Raw genomic sequence first — 25,998 nt, 5'->3', positions numbered from 1 at the left:
TTTTTAATTGATGCCGTCCGGCCGCTCAGACGCGCGAGATCTGGTTGCCGTCGATGCGCACGCGGTCGCCCACCCGAAGGTCGCCCGGGTTCTGCACGTCGAAGGCGCGGTAGTTGCCGTTCTCGGTCTGGATCGAGACGCGGTAGTTCTGGTAGACCTGCGGCGCGCGGGCATTGGATTCGATCGCGTTGCCCAGCAGGGCACCGCCCACCACGCCCAGCACGGTGGCTGCGGCCTTGCCGCTGCCGCCACCCACCTGGTGGCCCAGCACGCCGCCCAGCACACCACCGGTGACCGCGCCCACGGCGCTTTGCTGCGAACCGGAGGTCTGGCTCTGCATCACCTCGATGTTGACCACGCGGCCATAACTCACGTGGGGGGCCGGCGCTGCAGCCACGGGGTAAGGCGCGGGCTGGTAGGGATAGGAACTGGTCTGGTAGTAGGGGGCCGGGGCCACGCAGGCCGTCAGCGCGGCGAGCGCGGCGGCACCCAGGCCAAGGCGGCCGACCTGGCCGAATCGTTTGAGCGTGTTGTTCATGATGTAGGGGCTCCTCGTCTTCAGATGGCACGTTTGCTCATCGTTGATGACATAACGCATCTTCTGCATGATTCGAGCACAGCGGCAAGGGCAGGTTCCCGCCTTTACCTGTCAGAAACAGACGACTTCAGGGTCAGTCCCGCTCTGGCTCAGTGCTTGCCGGTGGAGCCGTAGCCGCCCTCCCCGCGCTCGCTGGGCGGGAACTCGGCCACCAGGTTGAACTTCGCCTGCACCACCGGGACGATGACCAGTTGGGCCAGCCGCTCCATGGGCTGCAGCACGAAGGGCACGTCGCTGCGGTTCCAGGCGCTGATCTTCAGCTCGCCCTGGTAGTCGGAGTCGATCAGGCCCACCAGGTTGCCCAGCACGATGCCGTGCTTGTGGCCCAGGCCCGAGCGCGGAAGGATCAGCGCGGCGTAGCCGGGGTCGGCCAGGTGGATGGCGATGCCGGTGCCCACCAGCTGCCAGCCGTTGGGCTCCAGGGTGATGGGAGCATCCAGGCAGGCGCGCAGGTCCAGGCCGGCGCTGCCGGGGGTGGCGTAGGCAGGCAGCTGGTCGGCCATGCGGGGGTCGAGGACTTTGACGTCGATTCTCATTTGATCTTCTGCTGTTGCTGCTTCTGCTTCTGTGCGATGTCTTGAAGGTTGTCTTCGAGCTTCTTCATGATCTGGCGCAGTCCGCGCGCCAGCGGATGCTCGCCCGGGACTTGCAGTCCGGGCGGGATGGACAGGGCGCGCGCCTGATCGGCCGAGCCCGGGTCGTTCACACCGCCGAACACGGGTGAATCGGACTCGGGCCTGCCGAAATGATCATCCGGAAGCTGTTGGCTGCCTTGCCGCGCCGCGCGCTGCGCCACCAGGCTGCGCTGCGCCGACTGGGCCGAGAGGCGCTCCACGTAGGCCGCGAAGTCGCCCTTGGGCGGGGTGTCCCAGGGATGGGCCATGGCTCAGGCCGGCTTCCAGCCCGGCAGGCGGGCCGCGATCTCGGCGATCAGCTCGCGGGCCAGCACCTGCTTTGCGGCACGCGGCAGTTCGCGCACGCCGGTCGGGTCCACCAGCAGCAGGCTGTTGTGGTCCTGGCCGAAGGTGAGCGGGCCGATGTTGCCCACCAGCAGCGGAATGCCCTTGCGCTCGCGCTTGGCCTTGGCGTGCTCCACCAGGTTCTCGCTCTCGGCGGCGAAGCCCACGCAATAGAGCTTGCCGCTCTTCGCGCGCTCGCCCTGCGCCAGGGCGAGCAGGATGTCGGGGTTCTCGACGAAGTTGAGCACGGGCGTCTTGCCGCTGCCGTCCTTCTTGATCTTCTGCTGGCTGTGGCTGGCCGGGCGCCAGTCGGCCACGGCCGCGGTGGCCACGAACACGGTCGCGTCCTGCGCCGAGGCCTGCGAGGCGGCCAGCATCTGCTGCGCGGACTGCACGTCGATGCGGTCCACGCCGCGCGGCGTGGGCAGGTGCACCGGCCCGGCCACCAGGGTGACGCGCGCGCCGGCCTCGCGCGCGGCGCGGGCAATGGCGAAGCCCATCTTGCCGGAGGAATGGTTGGTGATGCCGCGGATCGGGTCCAGGGCCTCGAAGGTTGGGCCGGCCGTCACCAGCACGTGCTGGCCCGCCAGCACCTTGGGCTGGAAGTGGGCCACGATGTCTTCCATCAACTCGGCCGGCTCCAGCATGCGGCCGTCGCCGGTCTCGCCGCAGGCCTGGTCGCCGCTGCCCACGCCCAGGGCGATGGCACCGTCGGCCTGCACCTGCGCCAGGTTGCGCAGCGTGGCGGGGTGCGACCACATCTCGCGGTTCATGGCCGGGGCCAGCAACAGGGGCACGCGGCCGATGGGGCGGGCCAGGCACATGAGGCTCAGCAGCTCGTCGGAGCGCCCCTGCACCAGGCGCGCGATGAAGTCGGCGCTGCAGGGCGCCAGCACGATCGCATCGGCCTCGCGGCTCAGGTTGATGTGCGGCATGTTGTTGGGCTCGCGCCCGTCCCACTGCGAGACGTAGACCGGTCGGCCCGACAGGGCCTGCATGGTCACCGGCGTCATGAACTGGGTGGCCGACTCCGTCATCACCACCTGCACCGTGGCGCCCGCCTTGATCATCAGCCGGCACAGCTCGGCCGACTTGTAGCAGGCGATGCCGCCCGTAAGGCCCAGGACGATGTGTTTGCCGGCAAGATCTTGCATAGGGTCGCAAGTGTAATGAGGGCAGGCCCACGCCGCGCCCCGGTATTTGGCCCGCGTCCCAAGGCGGCAGGGGACCCTCCCCTATAATTCGAATTTCCCACTGCCCGAATCCCGCATTCGGTACTGGCATGACCAAATTCGTCTTCGTTACCGGCGGTGTGGTGTCTTCCCTCGGCAAGGGAATCGCCTCCGCCTCGCTCGCCGCGCTCCTCGAATCGCGCGGCCTCCAAGTCACCCTCATCAAGCTCGACCCCTACATCAACGTCGACCCGGGCACGATGTCGCCGTTCCAGCACGGCGAAGTGTTCGTCACCGACGATGGGGCCGAAACCGACCTGGACCTGGGTCACTACGAGCGCTTCATCACGACGCGCATGCGCAAGGCCAACAACTTCACCACTGGCCAGATCTACAAGTCGGTGCTGGAGAAGGAACGCCGCGGCGACTACCTGGGCAAGACGGTGCAGGTGATCCCGCACATCACCAACGAGATCCAGGAATACGTCAAGCGCGGCGCCGGCATCGGCACCGATCATGAAGTGGACGTGGCCATCGTCGAGATCGGCGGAACGGTGGGCGACATCGAGTCCCTGCCCTTCCTCGAAGCCGTGCGCCAGATGAGCCTGCGCATGGGCCCCAACCAGGCCGCCTTCGTGCACCTGAGCTACGTGCCCTGGATCGCCGCCGCGGGCGAGCTCAAGACCAAGCCCACCCAGCACACTGCGCAGAAGCTGCGCGAAATCGGTATTCAGGCCGATGCGCTGCTGTGCCGCGCCGACCGGCCCATTCCGGAAGACGAACGCTCGAAGATCTCGCTGTTCTCCAACGTGCCCGAGTGGGGCGTGATCTCCATGTGGGACGTGGACACCATCTACAAGGTGCCCCGCATGCTGCACGAGCAGGGGCTGGACGGCCTCATCTGCGACAAGCTGCGCATCAACACGCCGCCGGCCAAGCTGCAGCGCTGGGACGACCTGGTGCACGAGGTGGAGCATCCGCAGCACGAGGTCACCATCGCCATGGTGGGCAAGTACGTCGACCTGTCCGACAGCTACAAGTCGCTGAACGAGGCGCTGCGCCATGCCGGCATGAAGAACCATGCCCGCGTGAAGATCGACTACATCGACTCCGAGACCATCGAGCCCGACAACGTCTCGCGCCTGGCCAAGTACGACGCCATCCTGGTGCCCGGCGGCTTCGGCCAGCGCGGCGTGGAAGGCAAGATCTGCTCGGCCCGCTTCGCCCGCGAGAACAAGATCCCCTACCTGGGCATCTGCCTGGGCATGCAGGTCGCGACCATCGAGTACGCCCGCAACGTGGCGGGCCTGAAGGAAGCCAACAGCACCGAGTTCGACCCCAGCACGCCCGTGCCCGTCATCGCCCTCATCACCGAGTGGAAGGACGCGGACGGCAGCATCAAGGTGCGCAATGAGCAGTCCGACCTGGGCGGCACCATGCGCCTGGGCGCGCAGAGCTCCGACGTGCAGCCCGGCACCCTGGCCCACAGCATCTACGGCGACGTGGTCACCGAGCGCCACCGCCACCGCTACGAGGCCAACGTGAACTACCTGGACCAGCTGCGCAAGGCCGGACTGGTGATCTCGGCCCTGACGCAGCGCGAGCAGCTCACCGAGATCGTCGAGCTGCCCAAGGCCCAGCACCCCTGGTACATGGGCGTGCAGTTCCACCCCGAGTTCAAGTCCACCCCCTGGAGCGGCCACCCGCTGTTCAACGCCTTCGTCGAGGCGGCGCTGGTGCACCAGGGCGTGGAGAAGACCTCGCTGAAGGTGGTGGCCTGATCCAGGCCGCCCGGGCGCTTACTGCGGAGACCCCATGAAACTTACCGGATTCGACATCGGGCTGGACAAGCCCTTCTTCCTGATCGCCGGCCCCTGCGTGGTGGAGTCCGAGCAGCTGCAGATGGACACCGCCGGCACGCTGAAGGAAATCACGTCCTCGCTGGGCATCCCCTTCATCTTCAAGAGCAGCTTCGACAAGGCCAACCGCAGCTCGGGCTCGAGCTTTCGCGGCCCCGGCCGCGAGAAGGGCCTGGACATCCTGGCCAAGGTCAAGCGCGAGCTGGGCCTGCCGGTGCTCACCGACGTGCACAACGAGGACGACATCACCGAGGCGGCCAAGTTCGTCGACGTTTTGCAGACGCCCGCCTTCCTGTGCCGCCAGACCGACTTCATCCGCGCCGCGGCGCAGTCGGGCAAGCCGGTGAACATCAAGAAGGGCCAGTTCCTGTCGCCCCACGAGATGAAGAACGTCATCGACAAGGCCCGCGACGCCGCGCGCGAGAAGGGCCTGCCCGAAGACAGCTTCATGGCCTGCGAGCGCGGCGCCAGCTTCGGCTACAACAACCTGGTGAGCGACATGCGCAGCCTGGCCATCATGCGCGAGACCGGCGCCCCGGTGGTGTTCGACGCCACCCACTCGGTGCAGTTGCCCGGCGGCCAGGGCACCAGCTCGGGCGGCCAGCGCGAGATGGTGCCGGTGCTCTCGCGCGCCGCGGTGGCGGTGGGCATCTCGGGGCTGTTCATGGAAACGCACCCGGACCCCAACAAGGCGCTGTCGGACGGCCCCAACGCGGTGCCGCTCAAGCACATGAAGGCGCTGCTGGAAACGCTGGTCGCCCTGGACCGCATCACCAAGAAGACGCCTTTCCTCGAGACCAATTTCCAAGCCTGAAGGAACACGCACCATGAGCAGCGGCTACGTCATCGCCCACGTCGAAGTCACCAACCCGACCCAGTACGAGGAATACAAGAAGTGGTCCTCGGTGGCCATGCAGGCCCACGGCGCCGAGGTGTGCGCGCGCGGCGGCCAGGTGGCGGTGCTGGAGGGCGACTGGACGCCCTCGCGCATCGTGGTGCTCAAGTTCCCCAGCTTCGAGAAGGCCAAGGCTTTCTACGAGACGCCCGAATACCACAAGGCACGCGAGGCCCGCGCCGGTGCGGCGGTCATGCGCATGATCGCGGTCGAAGGGCTCTGAGCCTCATCGGCCTGCGCGTATAACCGCCACCCCTTTCCCCTCCACACTGTCATCCCCTCATCAAAGCAAGAGACCATGAGCGCAATCGTAGACATCGTCGGCCGTGAAATCCTCGACAGCCGCGGCAATCCCACCGTCGAATGCGACGTGCTGCTCGAGTCGGGCACCATGGGCCGCGCGGCCGTGCCCTCGGGCGCGTCGACCGGCTCGCGCGAGGCCATCGAGCTGCGCGACGGCGACAAGAGCCGCTACCTGGGCAAGGGCGTGCTGAAGGCGGTCGAGCACATCAACACCGAGATCTCCGAATCGGTGCTGGGCCTGGACGCTTCCGAGCAGGCCTTCCTGGACCGCACGCTGTGCGACCTGGACGGCACCGACAACAAGAGCCGCCTGGGCGCCAACTCGATGCTGGCCGTGTCGATGGCCGTGGCCCGCGCCGCGGCCGAGGAATCGGGCCTGCCGCTGTACCGCTACTTCGGCGGCATGGGCGGCATGCAGATGCCGGTGCCGATGATGAACGTCATCAACGGCGGCGCGCATGCCAACAACAGCCTGGACCTGCAGGAGTTCATGATCATCCCGGTGGGCGCCCCCACCTTCCGCGAGGCGCTGCGCTACGGCGCCGAGGTGTTCCACTCGCTCAAGAAGATCATCGACAGCCGCGGCATGCCCACCGCCGTGGGCGACGAAGGCGGCTTCGCCCCCAACGTCGAGAGCCACGAGGCGGCCATCCAGCTGATCCTGGAAGCCATCGACAAGGCCGGCTACGTGGCCGGCGAGCAGATCGCCCTTGGCCTGGACTGCGCCGCCAGCGAGTTCTACAAGGACGGCAAGTACGTCTTGGCCGGCGAAGGCGGCCTGCAGCTGGAAGCCGCCCAGTGGACCGACATGCTGGCTACCTGGTGCGACAAGTACCCGATCATCAGCATCGAGGACGGCATGCACGAAGGCGACTGGGACGGCTGGAAGCTGCTCACCGATCGCCTCGCCAAGAAGGTGCAGCTGGTGGGCGACGACCTGTTCGTCACCAACACCAAGATCCTGAAGGAAGGCATCGACAAGGGCATCGCCAACTCGATCCTGATCAAGATCAACCAGATCGGCACCCTGACCGAGACCTTCGCCGCCATCGAGATGGCCAAGCGCGCCGGTTACACCGCCGTGATCTCGCACCGCTCGGGCGAGACCGAGGACTCCACCATCGCCGACATCGCGGTGGGCACCAACGCTGGCCAGATCAAGACCGGCTCGCTGTCGCGCTCGGACCGCATGGCCAAGTACAACCAGCTGCTGCGCATCGAGGAAGACCTGGGCGACGTGGCCAGCTACCCCGGCCGCGCAGCCTTCTACAACCTGCGCTGAACGCAACCGGCTGAGACCCCACGCCGGCCGTCATGCGCTCGCGCATCGTTCCGATCATCCTGGTCCTGCTCTTGCTCGCCCTGCAGTTTCAACTGTGGAGCGGGCGCGGCAGCATTCCCGACGTGGCGCGCCAGAAGGAGGCCCTGGCCAAGCTCAACGAGGCCAACACGCGCGCCTCGCAAGCCAACGAGCGGCTGGAGTCCGAAGTGCGCGACCTGCAGGAAGGCCTGGAGATGGTCGAGGAGCGGGCCCGTGCCGAGCTGGGCATGGTCAAGCCCAACGAGGTGTACGTCCAGATCACCCGCTGAGCAAAGCGCCCGCCGGGCGCTTTTTTTCATTCTTCCCCGATGTCTTCGCAGATCGCATTGCTTGGCGCCGTCCGCAGCGGTCGCCATGCGCTGCTGCGCGACCTGACGCCGCGGCTGCTGGGCACGGACTTCGACGCGCAGGTGGTCGAGGACCTCGCCGACCTGAAGGCCCCTGCCCTGGTGCTGCTGCTCGCGCCGCGTGATGCGGCCGGCGAGCAGGAAGACATGCGGTGGCGTGATCGGCTTGCTGCAGCCGGCATCGGCTTCTCGGTGCTTCACGGCGACGAGAAGGCGCAGTTCGATGGCGCCTGGCGGCTCGTCCAGCCGCTGCTGGGGCAGCAACCCGAGAACGAGCCGGTCGGCACGAGTGCCCGCTGGACGTGGAGCTGCGACAAGTGCTCCGATCCCGGCTGCGAGCACCGCCTGTTCCAGGACCTGGTTCAGGGCCGGCGCGAGGCCGGCTGAGCGACCGGCGGTCTTACTGGACCGTCGGGCTACCCGGCAACTGGTCCTTGGCCGCGGTGAAGATCTGCGCCGCGTCCACCGCATCGAAGCGGTACTGCTTGCCGCAGAAGTCGCAGCCCACCTCGATGTCGCCGCGCTCGGCCAGGATCTCCTCGGCCTCCTGCACGCCCAGGCCGCGGATCATGCCCGCCACGCGCTCGCGGCTGCAGGTGCAGCGAAAACGCGGGCCCAGCATGCCCACCTGGGGTTCGAAGCGCAGCAGCTTCTCTTCCCAGAACAGGCGCCGCAGGATGGTGTCCACGTCCAGGCTTAGCAACTCGTCACGCGTGAGGCTGCTGGCCAGGATGGAGATGCGGTTGTAGTCCTCGTTGTGGCCCATGCGGTCCTCCAGCGAGATGCCCTGCACCGCCGCCCCGGGGTCGCCCGCCAGGTTGGCCTCGCCCTTGGTGGGCAGGCGCTGGATCAAGAGGCCAGCGGCCACCTTGTCGTCGGCCGCCAGCACCAGCGTGGTGTCCAGCTGCTCGCTTTGCAGCATGTACTGCTGCAGCACCTCGTTGAGCTGTCGCAGCGGCTTGCCATGCGCATCGGCCAGCGGCACCACGCCCTGGTAGGGCTGCTGGCCCGGCACGCGCTCGGCGGGCTCCAGCGTGATCGCGCAGCGGCCGCGCCCGTGCAGGTTCACCATCTGCGGCAGGCGCGCGTCGGGCGCTATCTCGCCGGTCACCGTGGCGGTGGAGCGCAGGCTCATGTCGGGCTTGGCTTCGGCCACGACGACCTTCACCGGGCCATCGCCGAAGACCTGCAGGATCAGCGAGCCCTTGAACTTGATGTTGGCCTGCATGAGCGCAGCGGCGGCCGTCATCTCGCCCAGCAGCTCGGCCACGGGCGCCGGATAGGGGCCGGTGGTGGTGTTGGAGGCGCGGCGCGCCAGGATTTCCTGCCAGGCGTCGGTCAGGCGAACGACCATGCCGCGCACCGGCAGGCCTTCGAACAGGAATTTGTGGAGTTCGCTCACGCGGGAATCCTCGGGGTGGTCTGGCACTTCTTCAGCCGACCTTCTTCAGGCCCTTGCGGAAGCGCTCGCTGTTGTGGACGTAGTGCTGTGCATTGGCGCGCAGCTTCGCGGCCGAGGCCTCGTCCAGCGTGCGCACCACCTTGGCCGGCGCGCCGATGATGAGGGAGTTGTCCGGAAACTCCTTGCCCTCGGTCACCACGCTGCCGGCACCGACGATGCAGTTGCGGCCGATGCGGGCATTGTTCAAGACCACCGCGCCGATGCCGATCAGCGTGTTGTCACCGATGGTGCAGCCGTGCAGCATGACCATGTGGCCCACCGTGACGTTCTCGCCCAGCGTAAGCGGCACGCCCGAGTCCGAGTGAAGGGCCGACATGTCCTGCACGTTGGTGTTGCGGCCGATGGTGATGGGCTCGTTGTCGCCGCGCGCGACGGTGCCGAACCAGACGCTGGCGTTCTCGCCCAGGATCACGTTGCCGATGAGTTGCGCGCTGTCCGCCACCCAGGCGCCGTCCGCCAGCTTAGGCGCCACGCCGTCCAGTTCATACAAGGCCATTGCAGATTCCCCTCGAAAACTAGAATTGTAGGGATGCACCCCCGCCTTCGTGCCCTTGAGGCCTTGCGCCTGGCCGACCCCGAGCTGAAGGTCGCGGCCACCCGCGCGCTGGCCGCCAGCGACGACCTGGAGGGCATCGGCGAAGGCGCCGTGCGCACCGCCGACGACGACGAAGGCGTGCCCGGCCGCCCCGACCGGCCCGAGCGCGTGTCCGCCTTCGCGGTGCCCAAGCGCTCGCCGTTCGTTACTGAAGGCCGCGCGGCGCTGGTGCATTCCATCTGCCACATCGAATTCAACGCCATCAACCTGGCGCTGGACGCCGTGTGGCGCTTCGACGGCATGCCCGCCGCCTACTACCGCGACTGGCTGCGCGTGGCCGACGAGGAGGCGCAGCACTTCGGCCTGTTGCATGCGCACCTGCAGACGATGGGCTGGCGCTACGGCGACTACCCCGGCCACGACGGCCTGTGGACCATGTGCGAGCGCACGAAGGACGACGTGCTGGCCCGCATGGCCCTGGTGCCCCGCACGCTGGAGGCACGCGGGCTGGACGCCACGCCCCAGATCCAGGCCAAGCTGCGCCGCGTCAACACGCCCGACGCGCACGAGGCGGTGGCCATCCTGGACATCATCCTGCGCGACGAGGTGGGCCACGTGGCCATCGGCAACCACTGGTACCGGTGGCTGTGCGAGCGCGCCGGGCTGGACCCCGAGCCCCTCTATCCGCAGCTGGTGGCCCGCTACGAGGCCCCGCGCCTGAAGCCGCCCTTCAACCACGAAGCCCGCGCGAGGGCGGGCTTCAGCGAGGAAGAACTGCGCATGCTCGACGCGCAGGCCGCGGCCCGGTGATCAGTCGGCCTTGATGTTGGCGGCGCGGATGATGCGCCCGTTGGCCTCGTACTCGCGGGCGATCTCGCGCGCGAAATCGGCCGGGCTGCCGCCGGCCGGCTCGTTGTCGGTGGCACGCAGCTTGGCCGCGATCTCGGGGTTGGCCAGGGCGCGGTTGATCTCGGTGTTGAGCCGCTCGATCACCGGGGCCGGGGTGGCCGCCGGCACGAAGATGCCGAAGCGCGACGAAAGATTGGCCGCCGGATAGCCCAGCTCGGCCAGCGTGGGCACCTGCGGCAGGCCCGGCAGGCGCGAAGGCGCGCCCACCGCCAGCGGGCGCAGCTTGCCCGACTGGATGTGCGGCGTGAGCGTGGGCCCGGCGTTGGTCGACAGGATCTCGAACTGTCCGCCCAGCGCATCGTTGAGCTGCTGGCCGCCGCCCTTGTAGGGCACGTGCGTGATGTCCAGCTTGGCCGCGGCATCGAGCTGCTCCAGCATGATGTGGCCTAGCGACGCCGGCCCCGAGGTGGCCCAGCGGATCGCACCCGGCGAGGCCTTGGCATCGCGCACCAGTCCCGGGAAGTCCTGGCTCTTGCTGGCCGACGTGGCCAGCAGCAGCACAGGCGAGACCATCACGCTGGCCACCGGCGCGATGTCCTTCTGCGCATCGAAAGGCAGCTTGCCCAGGTGCGGGCTCAGCACCAGCGGGCTGATGGCCGAGAAGCCCAGCACGCTGCCGTCCGCAGGGGCCTTGGCCACCGCGTCCATGCCGATGGCACCGCTGGCGCCGGCCTTGTTCTCGACCACGACGGCGCTGCCGATCTGCGCCGACAGCTTGTCGCCAAGCGCACGCGCGATGACGTCGCTCACGCCGCCGGCCGGATAGGCGACGACGATGCGGATGGTCTTGGGCAGCGGCTGCTGCGCGAATGCGGCGCCGTTGCCTGCGAGGGCAGCCAGCGCGAGGGCGCCGGCCAGCACGGTGCGGCGGGCGATGGAGGAATCTTGGAGCTTCATGTCTTCAGTCGATCGATGCGGCGGCGTCAGCCGCGCGGGTGATGCTGGGCGTGCAGCTGCTTCAGGCGCTCGCGCGCCACGTGGGTGTAGATGGTGGTGGTGGAGATGTCGGCATGGCCCAGCAGCATCTGCACCGCGCGCAGGTCGGCGCCGTGGTTGAGCAGGTGCGTGGCAAAGGCATGCCGCAGCGTGTGCGGCGACAGTGGCGAGCGGATGCCGGCAGCCAGCGCGCATTTCTTGACGATGATCCAGAACATGACCCGCGTCATGCCCGCGCCGCGCGCGGTGACGAAAAGGTCGGCGGTCTGCTGGCCGGCCAGGATTTCTTCGCGCGCCTCGTGAAGGTAGCGCTCCATCCAGTGCCGCGCTTCGGCGCCGAAGGGCACCAGGCGTTCCTTGCTGCCCTTGCCCATCACGCGCAGCACGCCTTCGTTCATGCCCAGGTCGAAAACCTTCAGGCCCACCAGCTCGCTCACGCGCAGGCCGCTGGCGTACATCAGCTCGAGCATGGCGCGGTCGCGCAGGCCCAGCGGGTTGTTCAGGTCGGGTGCGGCCAGCAGGTCTTCCACCTGCTTCTCGGTCAGCGTCTTGGGCACGCGCAGCGACTGGCGCGCGGGCATCAGTCGCAGCGTGGGGTCGGCATCGATGCGCTTCTCGCGCAGAGCCCAGCGGTAGTAGCGCTTGAAGACAGTGAGGCGCCGATTGGCCGAGGTGGCCTTGCCCTTCTGCGACAGGCGCGCACCCATGTAGGCCTGAAGGTCGTGCTCGCGCACCGCGTCCAGCGTGGCGTGCCGCTCGCGCAGCCACTGCGCCAGCAGGCTCAGGTCGCGCCGATACGCCTCGAGCGTGTTCTTGGCCAGGCCGTGCTCGAGCCACAGCGCATCGACGAACTCGTCGATTTCGGGGAAGGCGGTGGCAGCAGGCGCGGAATTCATCGGGGCGCAAGCCTAGCAAAACATAAAGAGAAAGCCGCCCGAAAGGCGGCTTTCTCTTTGCTCAGAGCTGATGCGTCCTCAGTCCAGGGTCAGCTTCTGCTTGGCAACCACTTGCTTGTAGATCGCCAGCTCGGCCTTGATCTGCTCGGCAAACTGCTCGGGCGTGTTGGCGACGACCACCGAACCCGTTTCCTCGATGCGCTTGCGCACCGCGGGCTCTTCCAGCGCCTTCTTCGCTCCGGCGTTGATCTTGTCCACCACTTCCTTGGGCAGGCCCTTGGGGCCCAGGATGCCGTAGTAGGCCATGCGGTTCACCGGCTCCAGGCCCACTTCCTTGAAGGTGGGCACGTTGGGCAGTTCCTTCAGACGCTGCGGCGCGGCCACCACGATGGGCACCAGCTTGCCGGCCTGGATGAAGGGCATGGCCGAGGGGAGGTTGTCGAAGATCATCGGCACCTGGCCGCCCACCGTGTCGGTCAGCGCCGGACCCGCGCCGCGGTACGGGATGTGGGTGACGTAGGTGTTGGTCAGGCTCTTGTAGAGCTCCATCAGCAGGTGGCCGATGCCGCCCGTGCCCGAGCTGGAGTAGGAATACTTGCCCGGGTTGCGCTTGAGCTCGGCCACGAATTCCTGGTAGTTCTTGGCCGGGAAGTTCGGGTTGACCGCGATCACGTTCGGCGTGGCCGCCAGGTTGATGATGGGCGTGAAGTCGGTGAGCGGGTTGTAGGGCGTCTTGGGGTTGATGGCCGGGTTGGCGGCCGTGCTCGACACGGTGGCCACGCCCAGCTTGTAGCCGTCCGGCGCTGCCTTGGCGGTTTCGTTGGCGCCCACGGCACCGCCGCCGCCGGCCTTGTTGATCACGATCACGCTCTGGCCCAGCACGCGGCTGAGCGGGTCGGCCACGACGCGGGCCACGATGTCGGTGGTGCCCCCTGGCGCGAAAGGCACCTGCAGCTCGATCGGCTTGTTGGGGTAGTTCTGCGCCAGGCTGGGGCCTGCCATGGTGAGCATCGCGCTGGCAGCGGCCATCGCGGCCCAATGGCGACTTTGAATCATCTAGGAATCTCCTTGATTGGAAGGGGTCGGGAACAAAATTCGAGACCTCGATGCTAGCGGCAAGCGCCGGCAGACCATTCCCTGGATTACCCATGGCAATGGCCGGTTTATCCTCGGATGGGTGAACCATGCCCAGCTGCTTTTTCCCGACTTCTCCCTGATCGCCTGCGGCTGGCTCCTGTGCCGATACACCGGCCTGAACCGCAAGGTCTGGGACCAGGTCGACAGCCTGGTGTACTACTTTCTCTTCCCTGTCCTGCTGTTCCACTCGATCGTGCGCAGCCCGCTGGACTTCGGCGCCACTTCCAGCCTGGTGGCCGCCGGCGTGATGCTGAGCCTGACGGGCATCGCCCTGTCCTACAGCCTGCCCTACCTGCCCTGGCTGCGTCATCACATCGACCGGCGCGAGCATGCGGCGAGCGCGCAGGTGGCCTTCCGCTTCAACTCCTTCATCAGCCTCACGCTGGCCGACCGGCTGGCGGGCGCACAGGGCCTGTTGCTGATCGCGGTGCTGATCGGCGTGTGCGTTCCCCTGCTCAACGTGGCCTCGGTGTGGCCGATGGCGCGCCATGCGCAGACCGGCTTCGTGCGCCAGCTGGTGCGCAACCCGCTCATCATCGCCACCGTCTCCGGGCTGCTGGCCAACATCCTGGGCTTCACCGTGCCGAACTGGCTCACGCCCACGCTGTCGCGCATCGGCGGCGCCTCGCTGGCCCTGGGCCTCATGGCCGCCGGCGCGGGCATGCAGTTCGCGACGCTGGGCCGGGGCAAGGTGCTGGCGGTGTCGGTGCTCTCGATTCGCCACCTGCTGCTGCCCCTGGTGGCCTGGGGCCTGACCCGCGCCATGCGGCTGGAGCCCACGCAGGCGGCCGTGCTGATGACCTTCTCCGCCGTGCCCACCGCTTCCAGCGCCTATGTGCTGGCGAGCCGGATGGGGTACAACGGCCCCTTCGTGGCGGGGCTCGTCACGCTGTCGACCTTGCTGGGAGTGGCGAGCCTGAGCTTCGCATTGGCACTGCCGAGGTGAGCCGAGCATGGATGCAGACCCGAACGATGCCCTCGATGTCGATGTGCTGATCGTCGGTGCCGGCCTGTCCGGCATCGGCGCTGCGAGCCACATCCGGCGCCGGTGCCCGCAGCACAGCGTCGCCATCGTGGAGGCGCGCGACCGCCTGGGCGGCACCTGGGACCTGTTCCGCTACCCGGGCGTGCGTTCCGACTCCGACATGCACACGCTCAGCTACGCCTTCCGACCCTGGACCGGCGAGCGCAGCATCGCCAGCGGCCCGGAGATCCTGCAGTACCTGCAGGACACGGCGCGCGAGGAAGGCGTGGCGCCGCTGATCCGCTACGGCCACGCCGTTCGCGAGGCGCGCTGGACCAGCGAGGACGCCCTGTGGACGGTGGGCATCGAGCGCAGCGATGGGAGCCTGCAACTGCGCTGCCGCTTCCTGCTGCTGTGCACCGGCTACTACGATTACCAGGGCGGCTACACGCCCGAGTTCGCCGGCCTCGATGCCTTTGCCGGCCGCGTGGTGCATCCGCAGCACTGGCCCGATGACTTCGACGCCATCGGCAAGCAGGTGGTGGTGATCGGCAGCGGCGCCACCGCCGTGACGCTCGTTCCGGCCCTGGCGACCCAGGCCTCGCACGTGACGCTGCTGCAGCGCTCGCCCACCTACATGGCCGTGCGGCCCTCGGTGGATGCCTCGGCCAACTGGCTGCGGCGCCGGTTGGGGCCGCGCCTCTCGCACGGCCTGAACCGCTGGCGCAACCTGCTCTTCACCATGTACGTCTACCGCACCTGCATGCGCAAGCCGCAGCGGGCCAAGGCCTTCCTGGTCGGCATGGTGCGCCAGCAGCTGGGCCCGGGCTACGACGTGACCCGGCACTTCACGCCGCGCTACAAGCCCTGGGAACAGCGCCTGTGCCTGGTGCCCGACGGCGACCTGTTCAGGCGCATCCGCGAGGGCCGCGTGAGCATGGTCACCGACGAGATCGACCACTTCACCCGCAACGGCATCGACCTAAAGAGCGGCGCGCACCTGAGCGCGGACATCGTGATCACCGCCACCGGCCTGAAGCTCAAGCCGCTGGGCGCGCTGAGGCTGGTAGTGGACGGACGCGCCATCGACCCTTCGCAACTCGTCTACTACAAGGGCGTGATGTTCGGCGGCGTGCCCAACCTGGCCACCGTGGTCGGCTACGTCAACGCCTCGTGGACGCTCAAGGCGGACCTGGCCAGCGTCTTCGTCTGCCGGCTGCTCAACCACATGCGCAGCCGCGGCTACGTGCAGTGCACGCCGCGCGTGGACGAGCACGCGGACGCAGCGCAGCCCTCGTGGGGCGCGCTGTCATCGGGCTATTTGCAGCGCGCGCATGCGCAACTGCCCAAGCAGGGCCGGGACAAGCCCTGGCAGCTGAACCAGAACTACCTCGCCGACTGGGTCCAGCTTCGCTGGGCGAAGCTGGCCGACGGCGTGATGCAGTTCTCTTCTTCTCAGGCCAGGGTGTAGGCCGTCTTCACCGTGGTGAAGAACTCCTGCGCGTACTTGCCCTGCTCGCGCGGGCCGTAGCTCGAGCCCTTGCGCCCGCCAAAGGGCACGTGGTAGTCCACGCCCGCCGTGGGCAGGTTCACCATCACCATGCCCGCCTGGCTGTGGCGCTTGAAGTGCGTGGCGTACTTCAGGCTGGTGGTGGCGATGCCCGCCGACAGGCCGAACTCGGTGTCGTTGGCCGTCGCCAGGGCTTCGTCGTAATCCTTCACGCGGATCACGCTGGCCACCGGGCCGAAGATCTCTTCCTTGTTGATGCGCATCGCCGCCACCGACTCGGAGAACAGCGCCGGCTGCATGTAGAAGCCATCGGTGTCCAGCTTCAGGCGCTGGCCACCCGCTGCCAGCGTGGCGCCCTCCCCTTTGCCAATCTCGATGTAGCTCAGGTCCTGCTCCAGCTGGCTCTGGCTGGACACCGGGCCGATGTCCGTGCCCTGCGCCAGCGCGTCGCCCACCTTGATCTTCTCCATGCGCGCCTTCATGGCCTCGATGAATTTGGGGTAGATGCCTTCGGTGACGATCAGGCGGCTGGAAGCGGTGCAGCGCTGGCCGGTGGAGTAGAAGGCGCTCTGCACGCTCAGTTCCACGGCTTGCGCCAGGTCGGCGTCATCCAGCACCACCTGCGGGTTCTTGCCGCCCATCTCCAGCTGCACCTTCTTGTGCGTCTCCACGCAGCGCTGCGCGATGCCGCGGCCCACGCCCACCGAGCCGGTGAAGCTGATGGCATGCACGCCCGGGTGCTCGACCAGCGCGTTGCCGATGACGCTGCCGCGGCCCATCACCAGGTTGAACACGCCCGCGGGGATGCCCGAACGGCTGATGATCTCGGCGATCGCCCAGGCGCAGCCCGGCACCAGGTCGGCCGGCTTGAGCACCACGCAATTGCCGAAGGCCAGCGCCGGGGCGATCTTCCACGCCGGAATGGCGATGGGAAAGTTCCACGGCGTGATCAGGCCCACCACGCCCACGGGCTCGCGGGTGATCTCCACGCCGATGTTGGGGCGCACCGAGGGCAGCAGTTCGCCGGCCAGGCGCAGGCATTCGCCGGCGAAGAACTTGAAGATGTAGCCGGCGCGGGCCGCCTCGCCGATGCCTTCGGCCTTGGTCTTGCCCTCTTCGCGCGCCAGCAGCGTGCCCAGTTCTTCCTTGCGCGCCAGGATCTCGTTGCCGATCTTGTCCAGCGCGTCCGAGCGCGCCTGCACGCTGCCGGTGGCCCAGGCCGGGAAGGCCGCAGTGGCGGCGGCCACCGCCGCGTTCACCTGCGCGGCGTCGCCCTGGGCGTACTCGGCGATGGTGTCGGCCAGGTTCGACGGGTTGATGTTGGGGCTGTAGCTGTTGCCCTTGACCCACTGGCCGCCGATGAAGTTGTCGTGTTGCTGCATCTGGATTCGCTCCTCTTGAGGTGCCGCCGCTTATTGCGGGCCGAGAGTGTCGATCAGGGCCTTGAGCTTGTCCAATTCGTCGGGCTTGAGGTCGGTCAGCGGTGCGCGCACCGGGCCGGCGTCATGGCCGACGAGCTTGGCGCCCGCCTTCACGATGCTCACGGCGTAGCCGGGCATGCGGTTGCGCAGGTCCAGGTAGGGCATGAAGAAGTCCTTGAGCAGGCGGTGCTGCGTGGCCATGTCGTCGTCGCGCACGGCTTCGTAGAACTGGATCGCGGTCTTGGGGATGAAGTTGAACACCGCCGACGAGTACACCGGGGTTCCCAGCGCCTTGTAGGCAGCGGCATAGACCTCGGCCGTGGGCAGGCCGCCCAGGTAGGCGAAGCGGTCGCCCATCTTCTGGTAGATCGCGACCATGGCCTCGATGTCACCCACGCCGTCCTTGAAGCCCACCAGGTTCGGGTTGCGCTCGGCCAGCCTGGCCAGTGTCTCGGGCTTGAGGCGGCTGTTGGCGCGGTTGTAGACGATGACGCCGAACTTCACGCTCTTGCACACCGCTTCCACGTGCGCGGCCAGGCCTTCCTGGCCGGCTTCGGTCAGGTAGTGCGGCAGCAGCAGGATGCCGTGCGCGCCGGCCTTCTCGGCAGCTTGTGCGCACTGGATGGCGAAGCGGGTCGGGCCGCCGGTGCCGGCAATGATCGGCACCTTGCCGCGGCAGGTGTCGACCGCGGTCTGGATGATCTCGGGATATTCCTCGCCGGTCAGCGAGAAGAACTCGCCCGTGCCGCCGGCGGCGAACAGGGCCGTGGCACCGTAGGGCGCCAGCCATTCCAGGCGCTCGATGTAGCCCTTCTTGTCGAAGTCGCCGTTCGAATCGAAGTCGGTGAGCGGAAAGGAGAGCAGGCCGGAGCCCATGATGGTCTTGAGTTCTTGCGGATTCATCTGCGAACGGTCCAGTGAGGGTGGGTTGGGGATGGTGTGAGGGAAAGAAAGGAAATGCTCAGTCGAGCCGGATGTCGGCGTCCTTGACGACCTTGGCCCAGCGGGCGCGCTCCTTGTTGAAGAACTGCTCTTCCTCGGCCGGCGTCATGGTCACCACCTCGGCGCCCTGCCCGGCCAGGCGCGAGCGGATGTCGGCCGAGCGGATGATGGTGATGAGTTCCTTGTTCAGGCGGTTGACCACGGCGTCGGGCGTGCCGCGCGGCACGCGCACGCCCTGCCAGGTGCCGGACTCGAAGCCGGGCACGCCCTGTTCGGCCACGGTGGGCACGTTGCCGATCAGCGGCATGCGCGTGGCCTTGGACACGGCCAGCACCTTGAGCTTGCCGTTCTGCACCTGCGGCAGCGTGGCCAGCATGCCGTTCATCAGCACCTGGGTCTGGCCGGCTACCGTGTCCTGGATGGCCTGCACGCCGCCCTTGTAGGGCACGTACACCCACTTGGCGCCCACCGCGCGCTGCAGGGCCACGCCCGCCAGGTGCGGCGCGCTGCCGGTGGCGGTGACGGCGAAGTTCAGGTCGCTGGTCTTGGACAGCGCCACCAGCTCCTTCAGGCTGTCGGCCTTCACCGAGGGGTGCACCACCAGCAGGTGGGGCGAGTAGGCCAGCATGGTCACGCCGCGCAGGTCCTTGGAGGGGTCGAAGCTGAGCTTGGTGTAGACCGAGGGGCTGATGGCCAGCGCACCCACGTCGCACAGAAGCAGCGTGTAGCCGTCGGCCGGCGCCTTGGCGACCAGGTCGGCGCCCAGGTTGCCGTTGGCACCCGGCTTGTTGTCGACGATCACCGTCTGGCCCAGGGCCGCGGACAGCGGCTGGCTGATGGCGCGGGCGATGATGTCCGACGACCCGCCCGGCGGGTAGGGCACCACGATGCGGATCGGCTTGGTGGGATTCCACTCGGCCTGCGCCAGGGCGGGCGCATGCGCCCCGACCAGCGTGGCGCCCATCAGCAGGGAGGCACCGATCAGGTGGCGCCGGCGTTGAACGTTCATCTCTTGTCTCCTTGGGGTGTGGAAGGGAGCCGGCCCATGCCTTCGCCGCGGATTGCAGCGGGCATCGTGTCCGACTTGTCATCAGTCATCGTACAACTGAAAGAACGACTTGTCCAGCCGGATGGCGGCCGATCGCCGCCGGATTCACGGATCAGCGGGAGGGCTTGGCCTCGGCGCCCTGCTGTGCCAGGCGCGCGGCCTCCTGCGCCAGCCGCAGGCGTTCGCGGCTGTTGGTCAGGTGGATGCGCATGGCGGCGCGCGCCGACTCGGAGTCGCGCCGGGCGATGGCGGCGTAGATCTCCTCGTGCTCGCGGTTGACCCGGCTCAGGTACTCGGCGCCTCGGTCGATGTTGCGCAGGGCATTGATGCGGGTGCGCGGGATGATCGTGGTGCCCAGGTGGCTCATGATGTCCGCGAAGTACGGATTGCCGGTGGCCTGGGCGATCTCCAGGTGGAAGCGGAAGTCCGGCGCCACGGTGTCCCCGGCCTGGGCGACGTTGGTCTCGAAGTCGTCCAGCGCCTGGCGCATGGCCTGCAGCTGCGCCTCGGTGTGGCGGCTGGCCGCCAGGCCGGCCGACTCGGTCTCCAGGCTGATGCGCAGTTCCAGCACCGCCAGCACGTCGACCGAGGTGGCGATGTCGCCCGCATCCAGCCGGAACATGCCCGTGGTGCGCGGCTGCAGCACGAAGGTGCCGATGCCGTGGTGCGTTTCCACCAGGCCGCCCGCCTGAAGCTTGGACAGCGCTTCGCGCACGACGGTCCGGCTCACGCCGAAGGACTGCATGATGGCCGACTCGGTGGGCAGCTTGTCGCCCGGCCGCAACGCGCCGTCGCGGATCTGGATGCCGAAGGCGTCCACCAGGGCGTGCGCCAGTCCCCGGCCCCGAGGCCGCGCGCGGGTCGCCGGCGCGACCGGCGCGTCGGCCGGGGCGCCGGTGGGCCTGGGAAGCTCTGTTGACACGCGCGACATGGCCTGATGATAATTGCGCGGCAGTTGTACGACAACAGATAACTTACGATACCTATGAGCGAGACATCCGGCAAGACTCCGGCCCCAGCCACTACTGCGGCCCCCAAGCTTTCCCGCCTGCTGCTGACCGGCGCCGCCGGCGGCCTGGGCAAGGTGCTGCGCGAGCGCCTGCAACCCTTTGCCCAAGTCATCCGCCTGTCCGACGTCGCCGAGATGGCACCCGCGGCCGGCGCCCACGAGGAAGTGACGCCCTGCAACCTGGCCGACAAGAAGGCCGTGGACGCCCTGGTGGCCGGCTGCGACGCCATCGTCCACCTGGGCGGCGTGTCCGTCGAGCGCCCTTTCGAGGAAATCCTCGAAGCGAACATCAAGGGCGTCTTCCACATCTACGAGGCGGCCCGCCGCCACGGCGTGAAGCGCGTGGTGTTCGCCAGTTCCAACCACGTGATCGGCTTCTACGAGCAGAGCGAGCACATCGACGCCCACGCCGCGCGCCGGCCCGACGGCTACTACGGCCTGTCCAAGTCCTTCGGCGAGGACGTGGCCCAGTTCTACTTCGACCGCTACGGCATCGAGACGGTGAGCATCCGCATCGGCTCTTCCTTCCCCGAGCCGCTGAACCGCCGGATGATGAGCACCTGGCTCAGCTACCGCGACCTGACCAGCCTGATCGAGAAATCGCTCTTCACGCCGGACGTGAAGCACACCGTGGTCTACGGCATGTCGGCCAACCGCGACGTGTGGTGGGACAACAGCGCGGCGGCGCACCTGGGCTTCGTGCCGCAGGACAGCTCCGAGGTCTTCCGCGCCAAGGTCGAGGCGCAGCCGCCGGTGGCACCCACCGATCCCAACGCCATCTACCAGGGCGGCGCCTTCACCGCCCAGGGCCCCTTCGGCGACTGAGGCGAATCCCGCGTTGCCTCACATGCAAGCCGAACTCATCCTCGACGCGCGCTGCGCCACGGGCGAAAGCCCCGTGTGGAGCGCGCAGGAGCAGGCCCTCTACTGGGTGGACATTCCCGCCCGCCAGCTGCATCGCATCGACCCGTCCACCGGCGCCCACAAGATCTGGACCGGCGACGAGATGCTCGCCTGCATCGCGCCGCGCGCCGGCCACCCGGGCCAATGGATCGCCGGCATGGAAAGCGGCCTGTTCGCCATCGCCACGCGAGACGACGGCACCCTGGCCACGACGCGCCTGGCCCACGTGGCACACGAGCAATCGGGCATGCGCTTCAACGACGGCCGCTGCGACCGCCAGGGCCGCTTCTGGGCCGGCACCATGCTGATGGACATGGCCGCGGCCCGCGAGGTCGGCCGCGTCTACCGCTACCAGAGCGACGTCAACGCCGAAGCGGCGCTGCGGGTGCACTTCGAGCACATGATCGTGCCCAACGGCATGGCCTTCAGCCCCGACGGCCGCACCATGTACCTGTCGGACTCGCATCCGAACGTGCAGGCCATCTGGGCCTTCGACTACGACACCCAGACCGGCACGCCGCACAACCGGCGCCTGTTCGTGGACATGAAGCCCCTGCCCGGCCGCCCCGACGGTGCCGCGGTCGACGCGGATGGCTGCTACTGGATCTGCGGCAACGACGCCGGCCTGGTGCACCGCTTCACGCCGGAGGGCAAGCTCGACCGCTCGCTGGCCGTGCCGGTGAAGAAGCCCGCGATGTGCGCCTTCGGCGGCAGCGCGCTCGACACCTTGTTCGTGACCTCCATCCGCCCGGGCGGCGACCTGTCCGACCAGCCCCTGGCCGGCGGCGTGTTCGCGCTGAACCCCGGCGTGAAGGGCCTGCCCGAGCCCGATTGCCGGTTCTGAGTTTTTCAAGCGTTTCCATCAGATTTCAACCACCCACCAAAGAGGAAGACAAATGAAATACACCCGCACCCTGATCGCGCTCGCCGCGAGTGCCTGCGCCCTGGCTGCACACGCCGTCGAGTTCCGCTCGGCCGACGTGCACAACAGCGACGAATACCCCACCGTGGCGGCCGTGAAGCACATGAGCGAGTTGCTGGAAAAGCGCAGCAACGGCAAGTACAAGATCAAGGTCTTCAACAAGAGCGCCCTCGGCTCGGAGAAGGAGACCATCGACCAGGTCAAGATCGGCGCGCTGGAGATGAACCGCGTGAACATCAGCGCGCTGAACTCCATGTGCCCGAAGACGCTGGTGCCCACCATGCCCTTCCTGTTCAGCTCGATCGACCACATGCGCAAGACGCTGGACGGCCCGATCGGCGAGGAAATCCTCAAGGGCTGCGAGCATGAAGGCCTGGTCGGCCTGGCCTTCTACGACAGCGGCGCGCGCTCCATCTACGCCAAGAAGCCGGTGAAGTCGGTGGCCGACACCAAGGGCCTGAAGATCCGCGTGCAGCAGTCCGACCTGTGGATCGCGCTGGCCAGCGCCATGGGCGCCAACCCCACTCCCATGCCTGCCGGCGAGGTCTACACCGCGCTGAAGACCGGCCTGATCGACGCCGCCGAGAACAACATCCCCTCCTACGACGGCTTCAAGCACTACGAGGCGGTGAAGATCTACTCGCGCACCGAGCACTCGATGGCGCCGGAAATGCTGGTGATGTCCAAGGCCGTGTACGACAAGCTGTCCAAGGAAGACCAGGCGCTCTTCCGCCAGGCCGCCAAGGACTCCGTGCCTTTCCAGCGCAAGAAGTGGGACGAGCAGGAAGCCAAGTCGCTGGACGTGGTGACCAAGGGCGGCGCGACCATCGTCACGGACGTGGACAAGGCCTCCTTCCGCACGGCCATGGCCCCCGTGTACGCCAAGTTCATCACCACGCCTGACCTGCAACGCCTGGTGAAGGCCGTGCAGGACAGCGGCAAGTAAGTAAGTCGCGCGCCTTGTCGTGAACCCGTTCCCGCCCCGCACGGCGGGGACGGTCCCGGACCCATCCTGAAGAGACTTCCATGACCCTCGCCGCCCAACCGGCAGAGACGGCCGCGGACGTGAACGACGTGCCCCTTCAGCTCCACGAGCTGAACGAGGGGCACGAGCGTCCGCCCGCGCGCCACCTCTACTCGCGCATCTGCGCCTTTCTTTCCAAGTACAGCCTGATGCTGGCCGTGGTGATGCTCATCGGCATCATCGTGTGCGTGCAGTACCAGGTGGTGGGCCGCTACGTCTTCAACGACACGCCGACCTGGGCCGAGGACCTGGCGCTGCAGCTGGTGCTGTACGTCACCGCCTTGGGCGTGGCCGTGGGCGTGCGCGACTCGGGCCACATCGGGCTCGATTCGCTGGTGTCCCTGCTGCCCGAATCGGCGCGCCTGAAGGTCGAGATCCTGATCCACGCGCTGGTGGCCTTCTTCGGCGCCATCATGGTGTGGAGCGGCTGGATGTGGACCCAGCTCAAGTGGACCGACCTCAAGCCCATGCTGCACATCCCCGTGGGCGCGGACTACCTCGCGCTGGTGGTGGCGGGCATCCTCATCGTGCTTTTTTCAATCGAACATATCGTCGCGCTGCTGCGCGGCGAGGAAGTGGTGCCAGCGTGGAACTGACTGTCCTGACCATCGCCTTCGCGGCACTGCTCGTCCTGGGCGTGCCGGTGGCCTTCTCGATCGGCCTGGCCTCGGTGGCCACGGTCTGGTATGCGGGCCTGCCCACCGCCGTGGTGTTCCAGAAGATGGTCGGCGGCATGCAGATCTTCTCCTTCCTGGCCATCCCCTTCTTCGTGTTCGCCGGCGAACTCATGCTCTACGGCGGCATCGCCCAGCGCATCGTGCGCTTCGCCAACAGCCTGATCGGCCACGTGCGCGGCGGCCTGGGCATGAGCAACGTGGTGGGCTGCACGCTGTTCGGCGGCGTCGCCGGCTCGCCGGTGGCCGACGTCTCGGCCATGGGCTCGGTGATGATCCCGCTGATGAAGAAGGAAGGGTACGACGCCGACTACGCGGTCAACGTCACGACCCACGCGGCCCTGGTGGGCGCACTGATGCCCACCTCGCACAACCTGATCATCTTCACGCTGGCCACCACGGGCATCGCCTCGGTGAGCGTGCTCAGCCTGATCCTCGCGGGCCTCATTCCCGCGCTGATCCTCACGCTGTGCAACCTGGCGGCGGCCTACTACGTGGCCATCAAGCGCGGCTACCCGATCCGCGGCGCCTTCCCGGGCTGGAGCGAAGTGCTGGCCGCCTTCATCGCGGCCCTGCCGGGGCTGCTGATCGTGGTCATCATCCTGGCGGGCATCCTGTCGGGCGTGTTCACCGCCACCGAGTCGGCCGCCACCGCGGTGCTGTGGGCGCTGATCGTCACGGTGTTCGTGTACCGCTCGCTGAGCTGGCACGACTTCATCAAGGCCTGCGCCAAGGCCTGCCGCACCACCGGCGTGGTGCTGCTGCTGATCGGCATCTCCTCGGCCTTCGGCTACTTCATGGCGCTGTACGAAGTGCCGCAGAAGACCGGCGAGCTGATGACCAGCGTGTCGAGCTCGCCCTGGGTCATCTTCCTGATGATCAACGTGCTGCTGTTCGTGCTGGGCACCTTCCTGGACATGGCAGCCACCATCCTGATCTGCACGCCCATCTTCCTGCCCATCGCCATGCAGTTCGGCATGAGCCCGGTGCAGTTCGGCATCGTGATGCTGATCAACTGCGCGCTGGGGCTGAACACGCCACCGGTGGGCACCACGCAGTTCATAGGATGCGCGATCGGGGAGGTCTCCGTGGGGACGGTGATGCGGTCCATCTGGCCCTTCTACGGCGCGCTGCTGGTGTGCCTGATGCTGGTGACCTACGTGCCCTCCTTCTCGATGTGGCTGCCCGAGCTCTTCAACCCGACCGTCGTCGCCAAGTAGCCCGAGCATCGCCATGAGCACCCGCGCGCCCCATCGCATCCAGGTCCATCCGGCCGACAACGTCGCCATCGTCGCCAACGACGGTGGCCTGAAGGCCGGCACGGTGTTCGACGACGGCCTCGCCCTCGTCGACAACGTGCCGCAGGGCCACAAGGTGTCGCTGGTCGACCTGGCCGAAGGCGATGCGGTGCTGCGCTACAACGTGGCCATCGGCTACGCCCTCAAGCCCATTCCCGCAGGCAGCTGGGTGCACGAGCGCCTGCTGCAGATGCCCGCCGCGCGCGAGCTGCAGGGCCTGCCCATCGCCACCGTCAAGCCGCCGGCTGCCGCGCCGCTGGAAGGCTTCAGCTTCGAGGGCTTCCGCAACCCCGACGGCACGGTGGGCACGCGCAACATCCTGGCGATCACCCAGACCGTGCAGTGCGTGGCCGGCGTCACCGACTTCGCCGTGCAGCGCATCAAGGCCGAGCTGCTGCCCAAGTATCCGCATGTCGACGACGTGGTGGCGCTGGAGCACAGCTACGGCTGCGGCGTGGCCATCGACGCGCCCGACGCGATCATTCCCATCCGCACCCTGCGCAACATCAGCCTGAACCCCAACTTTGGTGGCGAGGTGATGGTGGTGAGCCTGGGCTGCGAGAAGCTGCAGCCCGAGCGCCTGCTGCCCCCCGGCACCATCCCGCTGGTGGATGAGCGCAACGTGGCCGACGTGGGCGAGAACGCCACCAGCCAGCTGGACGTGGTGTGCCTGCAGGACGAGGCGCACGTGGGCTTCATGTCCATGATCGACTCGGTCATGCGCCAGGCCGAGGAACACCTGGAGCGCCTGAACGCGCGCCGGCGTGAGAGCGTGCCCGCCAGCGAACTGGTGGTGGGCGTGCAGTGCGGGGGCAGCGATGCCTTCTCGGGCGTCACGGCCAACCCGGCAGTGGGCTTTTGCACCGACCTGCTGGTGCGCGCGGGCGCCACCGTGATGTTCTCCGAAGTGACCGAGGTGCGCGACGGCATCGACCAGCTCACCTCGCGCGCGAC

General features: G+C 67.8%; 28 protein-coding genes. 15 read left to right on the top strand and 13 right to left on the bottom strand.

What is annotated here, in order from left to right; all coding sequences use genetic code 11:
* Positions 1–25: 25 nt before the first annotated feature.
* From BM345_RS27850 to coaBC, 4 genes are all read right to left on the bottom strand, one after another.
* Positions 26–538: an outer membrane lipoprotein gene (locus BM345_RS27850; protein WP_093386664.1), complete on the bottom strand. Its 513-nt coding sequence runs from the start codon at positions 536–538 to the stop codon at positions 26–28.
* 149 nt (positions 539–687) lie between these two features.
* A complete protein-coding gene (dut, locus tag BM345_RS27845) occupies positions 688–1,134 on the bottom strand; it encodes a dUTP diphosphatase (protein WP_093386614.1) in 447 nt (148 codons plus the stop codon).
* Positions 1,131–1,481 carry a hypothetical protein gene (locus BM345_RS27840; protein WP_093386611.1) on the bottom strand — a complete coding sequence of 117 codons (351 nt, stop codon included), beginning with the start codon at positions 1,479–1,481 and terminating at the stop codon, positions 1,131–1,133. The genes dut and BM345_RS27840 overlap by 4 nt, the downstream gene beginning before the upstream one ends.
* Before the next feature lie 3 nt (positions 1,482–1,484).
* Positions 1,485–2,711, bottom strand: a complete 1,227-nt coding sequence (gene coaBC, locus BM345_RS27835) for a bifunctional phosphopantothenoylcysteine decarboxylase/phosphopantothenate--cysteine ligase CoaBC (RefSeq protein WP_093386609.1) — start codon at positions 2,709–2,711, stop codon at positions 1,485–1,487.
* A 128-nt stretch (positions 2,712–2,839) separates the two neighbouring features.
* Here coaBC and BM345_RS27830 point away from each other — a divergent pair, with 128 nt between their 5' ends.
* The 6 genes from BM345_RS27830 to BM345_RS30320 all read left to right on the top strand — a co-directional run bounded on the left by BM345_RS27830 (position 2,840) and on the right by BM345_RS30320 (position 7,841).
* Positions 2,840–4,510: a CTP synthase gene (locus BM345_RS27830; RefSeq protein WP_093386606.1), complete on the top strand. Its 1,671-nt coding sequence runs from the start codon at positions 2,840–2,842 to the stop codon at positions 4,508–4,510.
* A gap of 34 nt (positions 4,511–4,544) precedes the next feature.
* Positions 4,545–5,402, top strand: coding sequence for a 3-deoxy-8-phosphooctulonate synthase (kdsA, locus tag BM345_RS27825; protein WP_093386604.1), 858 nt, complete (start codon positions 4,545–4,547; stop codon positions 5,400–5,402).
* 13 nt (positions 5,403–5,415) lie between these two features.
* A complete protein-coding gene (locus BM345_RS27820; protein WP_093386601.1) occupies positions 5,416–5,706 on the top strand; it encodes a DUF1330 domain-containing protein in 291 nt (96 codons plus the stop codon).
* Between the two features lie 75 nt (positions 5,707–5,781).
* Complete coding sequence (gene eno / locus BM345_RS27815) at positions 5,782–7,068, top strand: phosphopyruvate hydratase (RefSeq protein WP_093386599.1); 1,287 nt, start codon at positions 5,782–5,784, stop codon at positions 7,066–7,068.
* A 32-nt stretch (positions 7,069–7,100) separates the two neighbouring features.
* Complete coding sequence (locus tag BM345_RS27810) at positions 7,101–7,376, top strand: septum formation initiator family protein (RefSeq protein WP_093386596.1); 276 nt, start codon at positions 7,101–7,103, stop codon at positions 7,374–7,376.
* A 39-nt stretch (positions 7,377–7,415) separates the two neighbouring features.
* Positions 7,416–7,841, top strand: a complete 426-nt coding sequence (locus BM345_RS30320; protein ID WP_093386594.1) for a hypothetical protein — start codon at positions 7,416–7,418, stop codon at positions 7,839–7,841.
* Positions 7,842–7,854: 13 nt separating this feature from the next.
* Here the strand turns inward: BM345_RS30320 and BM345_RS27800 are convergent, their stop codons facing one another.
* Positions 7,855–8,856, bottom strand: coding sequence for an Hsp33 family molecular chaperone HslO (locus tag BM345_RS27800; RefSeq protein WP_093386591.1), 1,002 nt, complete (start codon positions 8,854–8,856; stop codon positions 7,855–7,857).
* A gap of 31 nt (positions 8,857–8,887) precedes the next feature.
* Positions 8,888–9,412 (bottom strand): gamma carbonic anhydrase family protein, encoded by a 525-nt coding sequence (locus BM345_RS27795; RefSeq protein ID WP_093386589.1) that lies wholly within the window; start codon positions 9,410–9,412, stop codon positions 8,888–8,890.
* A gap of 33 nt (positions 9,413–9,445) precedes the next feature.
* On the opposite strand from BM345_RS27795, the gene BM345_RS27790 reads away from it, so the two are divergent.
* The gene (locus BM345_RS27790) at positions 9,446–10,261 is read left to right on the top strand and encodes a ferritin-like domain-containing protein (RefSeq protein WP_093386586.1); all 816 of its coding nucleotides are present in this window, start codon (positions 9,446–9,448) and stop codon (positions 10,259–10,261) included.
* On the opposite strand, the gene BM345_RS27785 is transcribed toward BM345_RS27790, so the two are convergent.
* The 3 genes from BM345_RS27785 to BM345_RS27775 all read right to left on the bottom strand — a co-directional run bounded on the left by BM345_RS27785 (position 10,262) and on the right by BM345_RS27775 (position 13,245).
* Positions 10,262–11,257 (bottom strand): Bug family tripartite tricarboxylate transporter substrate binding protein, encoded by a 996-nt coding sequence (locus BM345_RS27785; protein WP_093386584.1) that lies wholly within the window; start codon positions 11,255–11,257, stop codon positions 10,262–10,264.
* A gap of 26 nt (positions 11,258–11,283) precedes the next feature.
* The gene (gene xerD, locus BM345_RS27780; RefSeq protein ID WP_093386582.1) at positions 11,284–12,192 is read right to left on the bottom strand and encodes a site-specific tyrosine recombinase XerD; all 909 of its coding nucleotides are present in this window, start codon (positions 12,190–12,192) and stop codon (positions 11,284–11,286) included.
* Between the two features lie 78 nt (positions 12,193–12,270).
* Positions 12,271–13,245: a tripartite tricarboxylate transporter substrate binding protein BugE gene (locus BM345_RS27775; RefSeq protein WP_175545181.1), complete on the bottom strand. Its 975-nt coding sequence runs from the start codon at positions 13,243–13,245 to the stop codon at positions 12,271–12,273.
* Between the two features lie 124 nt (positions 13,246–13,369).
* On the opposite strand from BM345_RS27775, the gene BM345_RS27770 reads away from it, so the two are divergent.
* The gene (locus BM345_RS27770; RefSeq protein ID WP_093386579.1) at positions 13,370–14,275 is read left to right on the top strand and encodes an AEC family transporter; all 906 of its coding nucleotides are present in this window, start codon (positions 13,370–13,372) and stop codon (positions 14,273–14,275) included.
* A gap of 7 nt (positions 14,276–14,282) precedes the next feature.
* Positions 14,283–15,764, top strand: coding sequence for a flavin-containing monooxygenase (locus tag BM345_RS27765; protein WP_093386577.1), 1,482 nt, complete (start codon positions 14,283–14,285; stop codon positions 15,762–15,764).
* Here the strand turns inward: BM345_RS27765 and BM345_RS27760 are convergent.
* The 4 genes from BM345_RS27760 to BM345_RS27745 form a co-directional block, all read right to left on the bottom strand.
* Positions 15,749–17,185: an aldehyde dehydrogenase family protein gene (locus BM345_RS27760; protein WP_093386574.1), complete on the bottom strand. Its 1,437-nt coding sequence runs from the start codon at positions 17,183–17,185 to the stop codon at positions 15,749–15,751. The genes BM345_RS27765 and BM345_RS27760 overlap by 16 nt on opposite strands.
* 30 nt (positions 17,186–17,215) lie before the next feature.
* A complete protein-coding gene (gene kdgD / locus BM345_RS27755) occupies positions 17,216–18,127 on the bottom strand; it encodes a 5-dehydro-4-deoxyglucarate dehydratase (protein ID WP_093386572.1) in 912 nt (303 codons plus the stop codon).
* 58 nt (positions 18,128–18,185) lie between these two features.
* Positions 18,186–19,175 (bottom strand): Bug family tripartite tricarboxylate transporter substrate binding protein, encoded by a 990-nt coding sequence (locus BM345_RS27750; protein ID WP_093386569.1) that lies wholly within the window; start codon positions 19,173–19,175, stop codon positions 18,186–18,188.
* Between the two features lie 151 nt (positions 19,176–19,326).
* On the bottom strand, positions 19,327–20,145 hold the full coding sequence (locus BM345_RS27745) for a FadR/GntR family transcriptional regulator (protein WP_093386567.1): 819 nt from the start codon (positions 20,143–20,145) through the stop codon (positions 19,327–19,329).
* Between the two features lie 54 nt (positions 20,146–20,199).
* Between BM345_RS27745 and BM345_RS27740 the strand changes: the two genes are divergently transcribed.
* The 6 genes from BM345_RS27740 to BM345_RS27715 form a co-directional block, all read left to right on the top strand.
* Entirely contained in the window at positions 20,200–21,048 is an 849-nt protein-coding gene (locus BM345_RS27740) for an NAD-dependent epimerase/dehydratase family protein (RefSeq protein WP_093386564.1), read from the top strand.
* Between the two features lie 22 nt (positions 21,049–21,070).
* Positions 21,071–21,970: an SMP-30/gluconolactonase/LRE family protein gene (locus BM345_RS27735; RefSeq protein ID WP_093386561.1), complete on the top strand. Its 900-nt coding sequence runs from the start codon at positions 21,071–21,073 to the stop codon at positions 21,968–21,970.
* Between the two features lie 52 nt (positions 21,971–22,022).
* Entirely contained in the window at positions 22,023–22,994 is a 972-nt protein-coding gene (locus BM345_RS27730; RefSeq protein ID WP_093386559.1) for a TRAP transporter substrate-binding protein, read from the top strand.
* A 227-nt stretch (positions 22,995–23,221) separates the two neighbouring features.
* The gene (locus BM345_RS27725) at positions 23,222–23,668 is read left to right on the top strand and encodes a TRAP transporter small permease (RefSeq protein WP_254790032.1); all 447 of its coding nucleotides are present in this window, start codon (positions 23,222–23,224) and stop codon (positions 23,666–23,668) included.
* Positions 23,659–24,966 (top strand): TRAP transporter large permease, encoded by a 1,308-nt coding sequence (locus BM345_RS27720; protein WP_093386554.1) that lies wholly within the window; start codon positions 23,659–23,661, stop codon positions 24,964–24,966. The genes BM345_RS27725 and BM345_RS27720 overlap by 10 nt, the downstream gene beginning before the upstream one ends.
* A 13-nt stretch (positions 24,967–24,979) precedes the next feature.
* The coding region (locus BM345_RS27715) for a UxaA family hydrolase (protein ID WP_175545178.1) at positions 24,980–25,998 on the top strand (1,019 nt) is incomplete at its 3' end.

It is taken from the genome of Variovorax sp. OV329 (genome assembly GCF_900114785.1).
GTDB lineage: Bacteria > Pseudomonadota > Gammaproteobacteria > Burkholderiales > Burkholderiaceae_C > Variovorax.
The sequence above is the reverse complement of the archived record's forward strand: the minus strand, read 5'-3'. Positions and strand labels throughout refer to the sequence as shown.

What these genes read in the sequence shown, in the direction of transcription:
- BM345_RS27740 (WP_093386564.1), top strand. Translation starts at nt 20,200, where the DNA reads ATGAGCGAGACATCCGGCAAGACTCCGGCCCCAGCCACTACTGCGGCC.
- BM345_RS27745 (WP_093386567.1), bottom strand. Translation starts at nt 20,145, where the DNA reads ATGTCGCGCGTGTCAACAGAGCTTCCCAGGCCCACCGGCGCCCCGGCC.
- kdsA (WP_093386604.1), top strand. Translation starts at nt 4,545, where the DNA reads ATGAAACTTACCGGATTCGACATCGGGCTGGACAAGCCCTTCTTCCTG.
- BM345_RS30320 (WP_093386594.1), top strand. Translation starts at nt 7,416, where the DNA reads ATGTCTTCGCAGATCGCATTGCTTGGCGCCGTCCGCAGCGGTCGCCAT.
- kdgD (WP_093386572.1), bottom strand. Translation starts at nt 18,127, where the DNA reads ATGAATCCGCAAGAACTCAAGACCATCATGGGCTCCGGCCTGCTCTCC.
- BM345_RS27725 (WP_254790032.1), top strand. Translation starts at nt 23,222, where the DNA reads ATGCTGGCCGTGGTGATGCTCATCGGCATCATCGTGTGCGTGCAGTAC.
- BM345_RS27840 (WP_093386611.1), bottom strand. Translation starts at nt 1,481, where the DNA reads ATGGCCCATCCCTGGGACACCCCGCCCAAGGGCGACTTCGCGGCCTAC.
- xerD (WP_093386582.1), bottom strand. Translation starts at nt 12,192, where the DNA reads ATGAATTCCGCGCCTGCTGCCACCGCCTTCCCCGAAATCGACGAGTTC.
- BM345_RS27790 (WP_093386586.1), top strand. Translation starts at nt 9,446, where the DNA reads ATGCACCCCCGCCTTCGTGCCCTTGAGGCCTTGCGCCTGGCCGACCCC.
- dut (WP_093386614.1), bottom strand. Translation starts at nt 1,134, where the DNA reads ATGAGAATCGACGTCAAAGTCCTCGACCCCCGCATGGCCGACCAGCTG.
- BM345_RS27820 (WP_093386601.1), top strand. Translation starts at nt 5,416, where the DNA reads ATGAGCAGCGGCTACGTCATCGCCCACGTCGAAGTCACCAACCCGACC.
- BM345_RS27785 (WP_093386584.1), bottom strand. Translation starts at nt 11,257, where the DNA reads ATGAAGCTCCAAGATTCCTCCATCGCCCGCCGCACCGTGCTGGCCGGC.
- BM345_RS27750 (WP_093386569.1), bottom strand. Translation starts at nt 19,175, where the DNA reads ATGAACGTTCAACGCCGGCGCCACCTGATCGGTGCCTCCCTGCTGATG.
- BM345_RS27765 (WP_093386577.1), top strand. Translation starts at nt 14,283, where the DNA reads ATGGATGCAGACCCGAACGATGCCCTCGATGTCGATGTGCTGATCGTC.
- coaBC (WP_093386609.1), bottom strand. Translation starts at nt 2,711, where the DNA reads ATGCAAGATCTTGCCGGCAAACACATCGTCCTGGGCCTTACGGGCGGC.
- BM345_RS27810 (WP_093386596.1), top strand. Translation starts at nt 7,101, where the DNA reads ATGCGCTCGCGCATCGTTCCGATCATCCTGGTCCTGCTCTTGCTCGCC.
- BM345_RS27830 (WP_093386606.1), top strand. Translation starts at nt 2,840, where the DNA reads ATGACCAAATTCGTCTTCGTTACCGGCGGTGTGGTGTCTTCCCTCGGC.
- BM345_RS27730 (WP_093386559.1), top strand. Translation starts at nt 22,023, where the DNA reads ATGAAATACACCCGCACCCTGATCGCGCTCGCCGCGAGTGCCTGCGCC.
- BM345_RS27850 (WP_093386664.1), bottom strand. Translation starts at nt 538, where the DNA reads ATGAACAACACGCTCAAACGATTCGGCCAGGTCGGCCGCCTTGGCCTG.
- eno (WP_093386599.1), top strand. Translation starts at nt 5,782, where the DNA reads ATGAGCGCAATCGTAGACATCGTCGGCCGTGAAATCCTCGACAGCCGC.
- BM345_RS27795 (WP_093386589.1), bottom strand. Translation starts at nt 9,412, where the DNA reads ATGGCCTTGTATGAACTGGACGGCGTGGCGCCTAAGCTGGCGGACGGC.
- BM345_RS27735 (WP_093386561.1), top strand. Translation starts at nt 21,071, where the DNA reads ATGCAAGCCGAACTCATCCTCGACGCGCGCTGCGCCACGGGCGAAAGC.
- BM345_RS27760 (WP_093386574.1), bottom strand. Translation starts at nt 17,185, where the DNA reads ATGCAGCAACACGACAACTTCATCGGCGGCCAGTGGGTCAAGGGCAAC.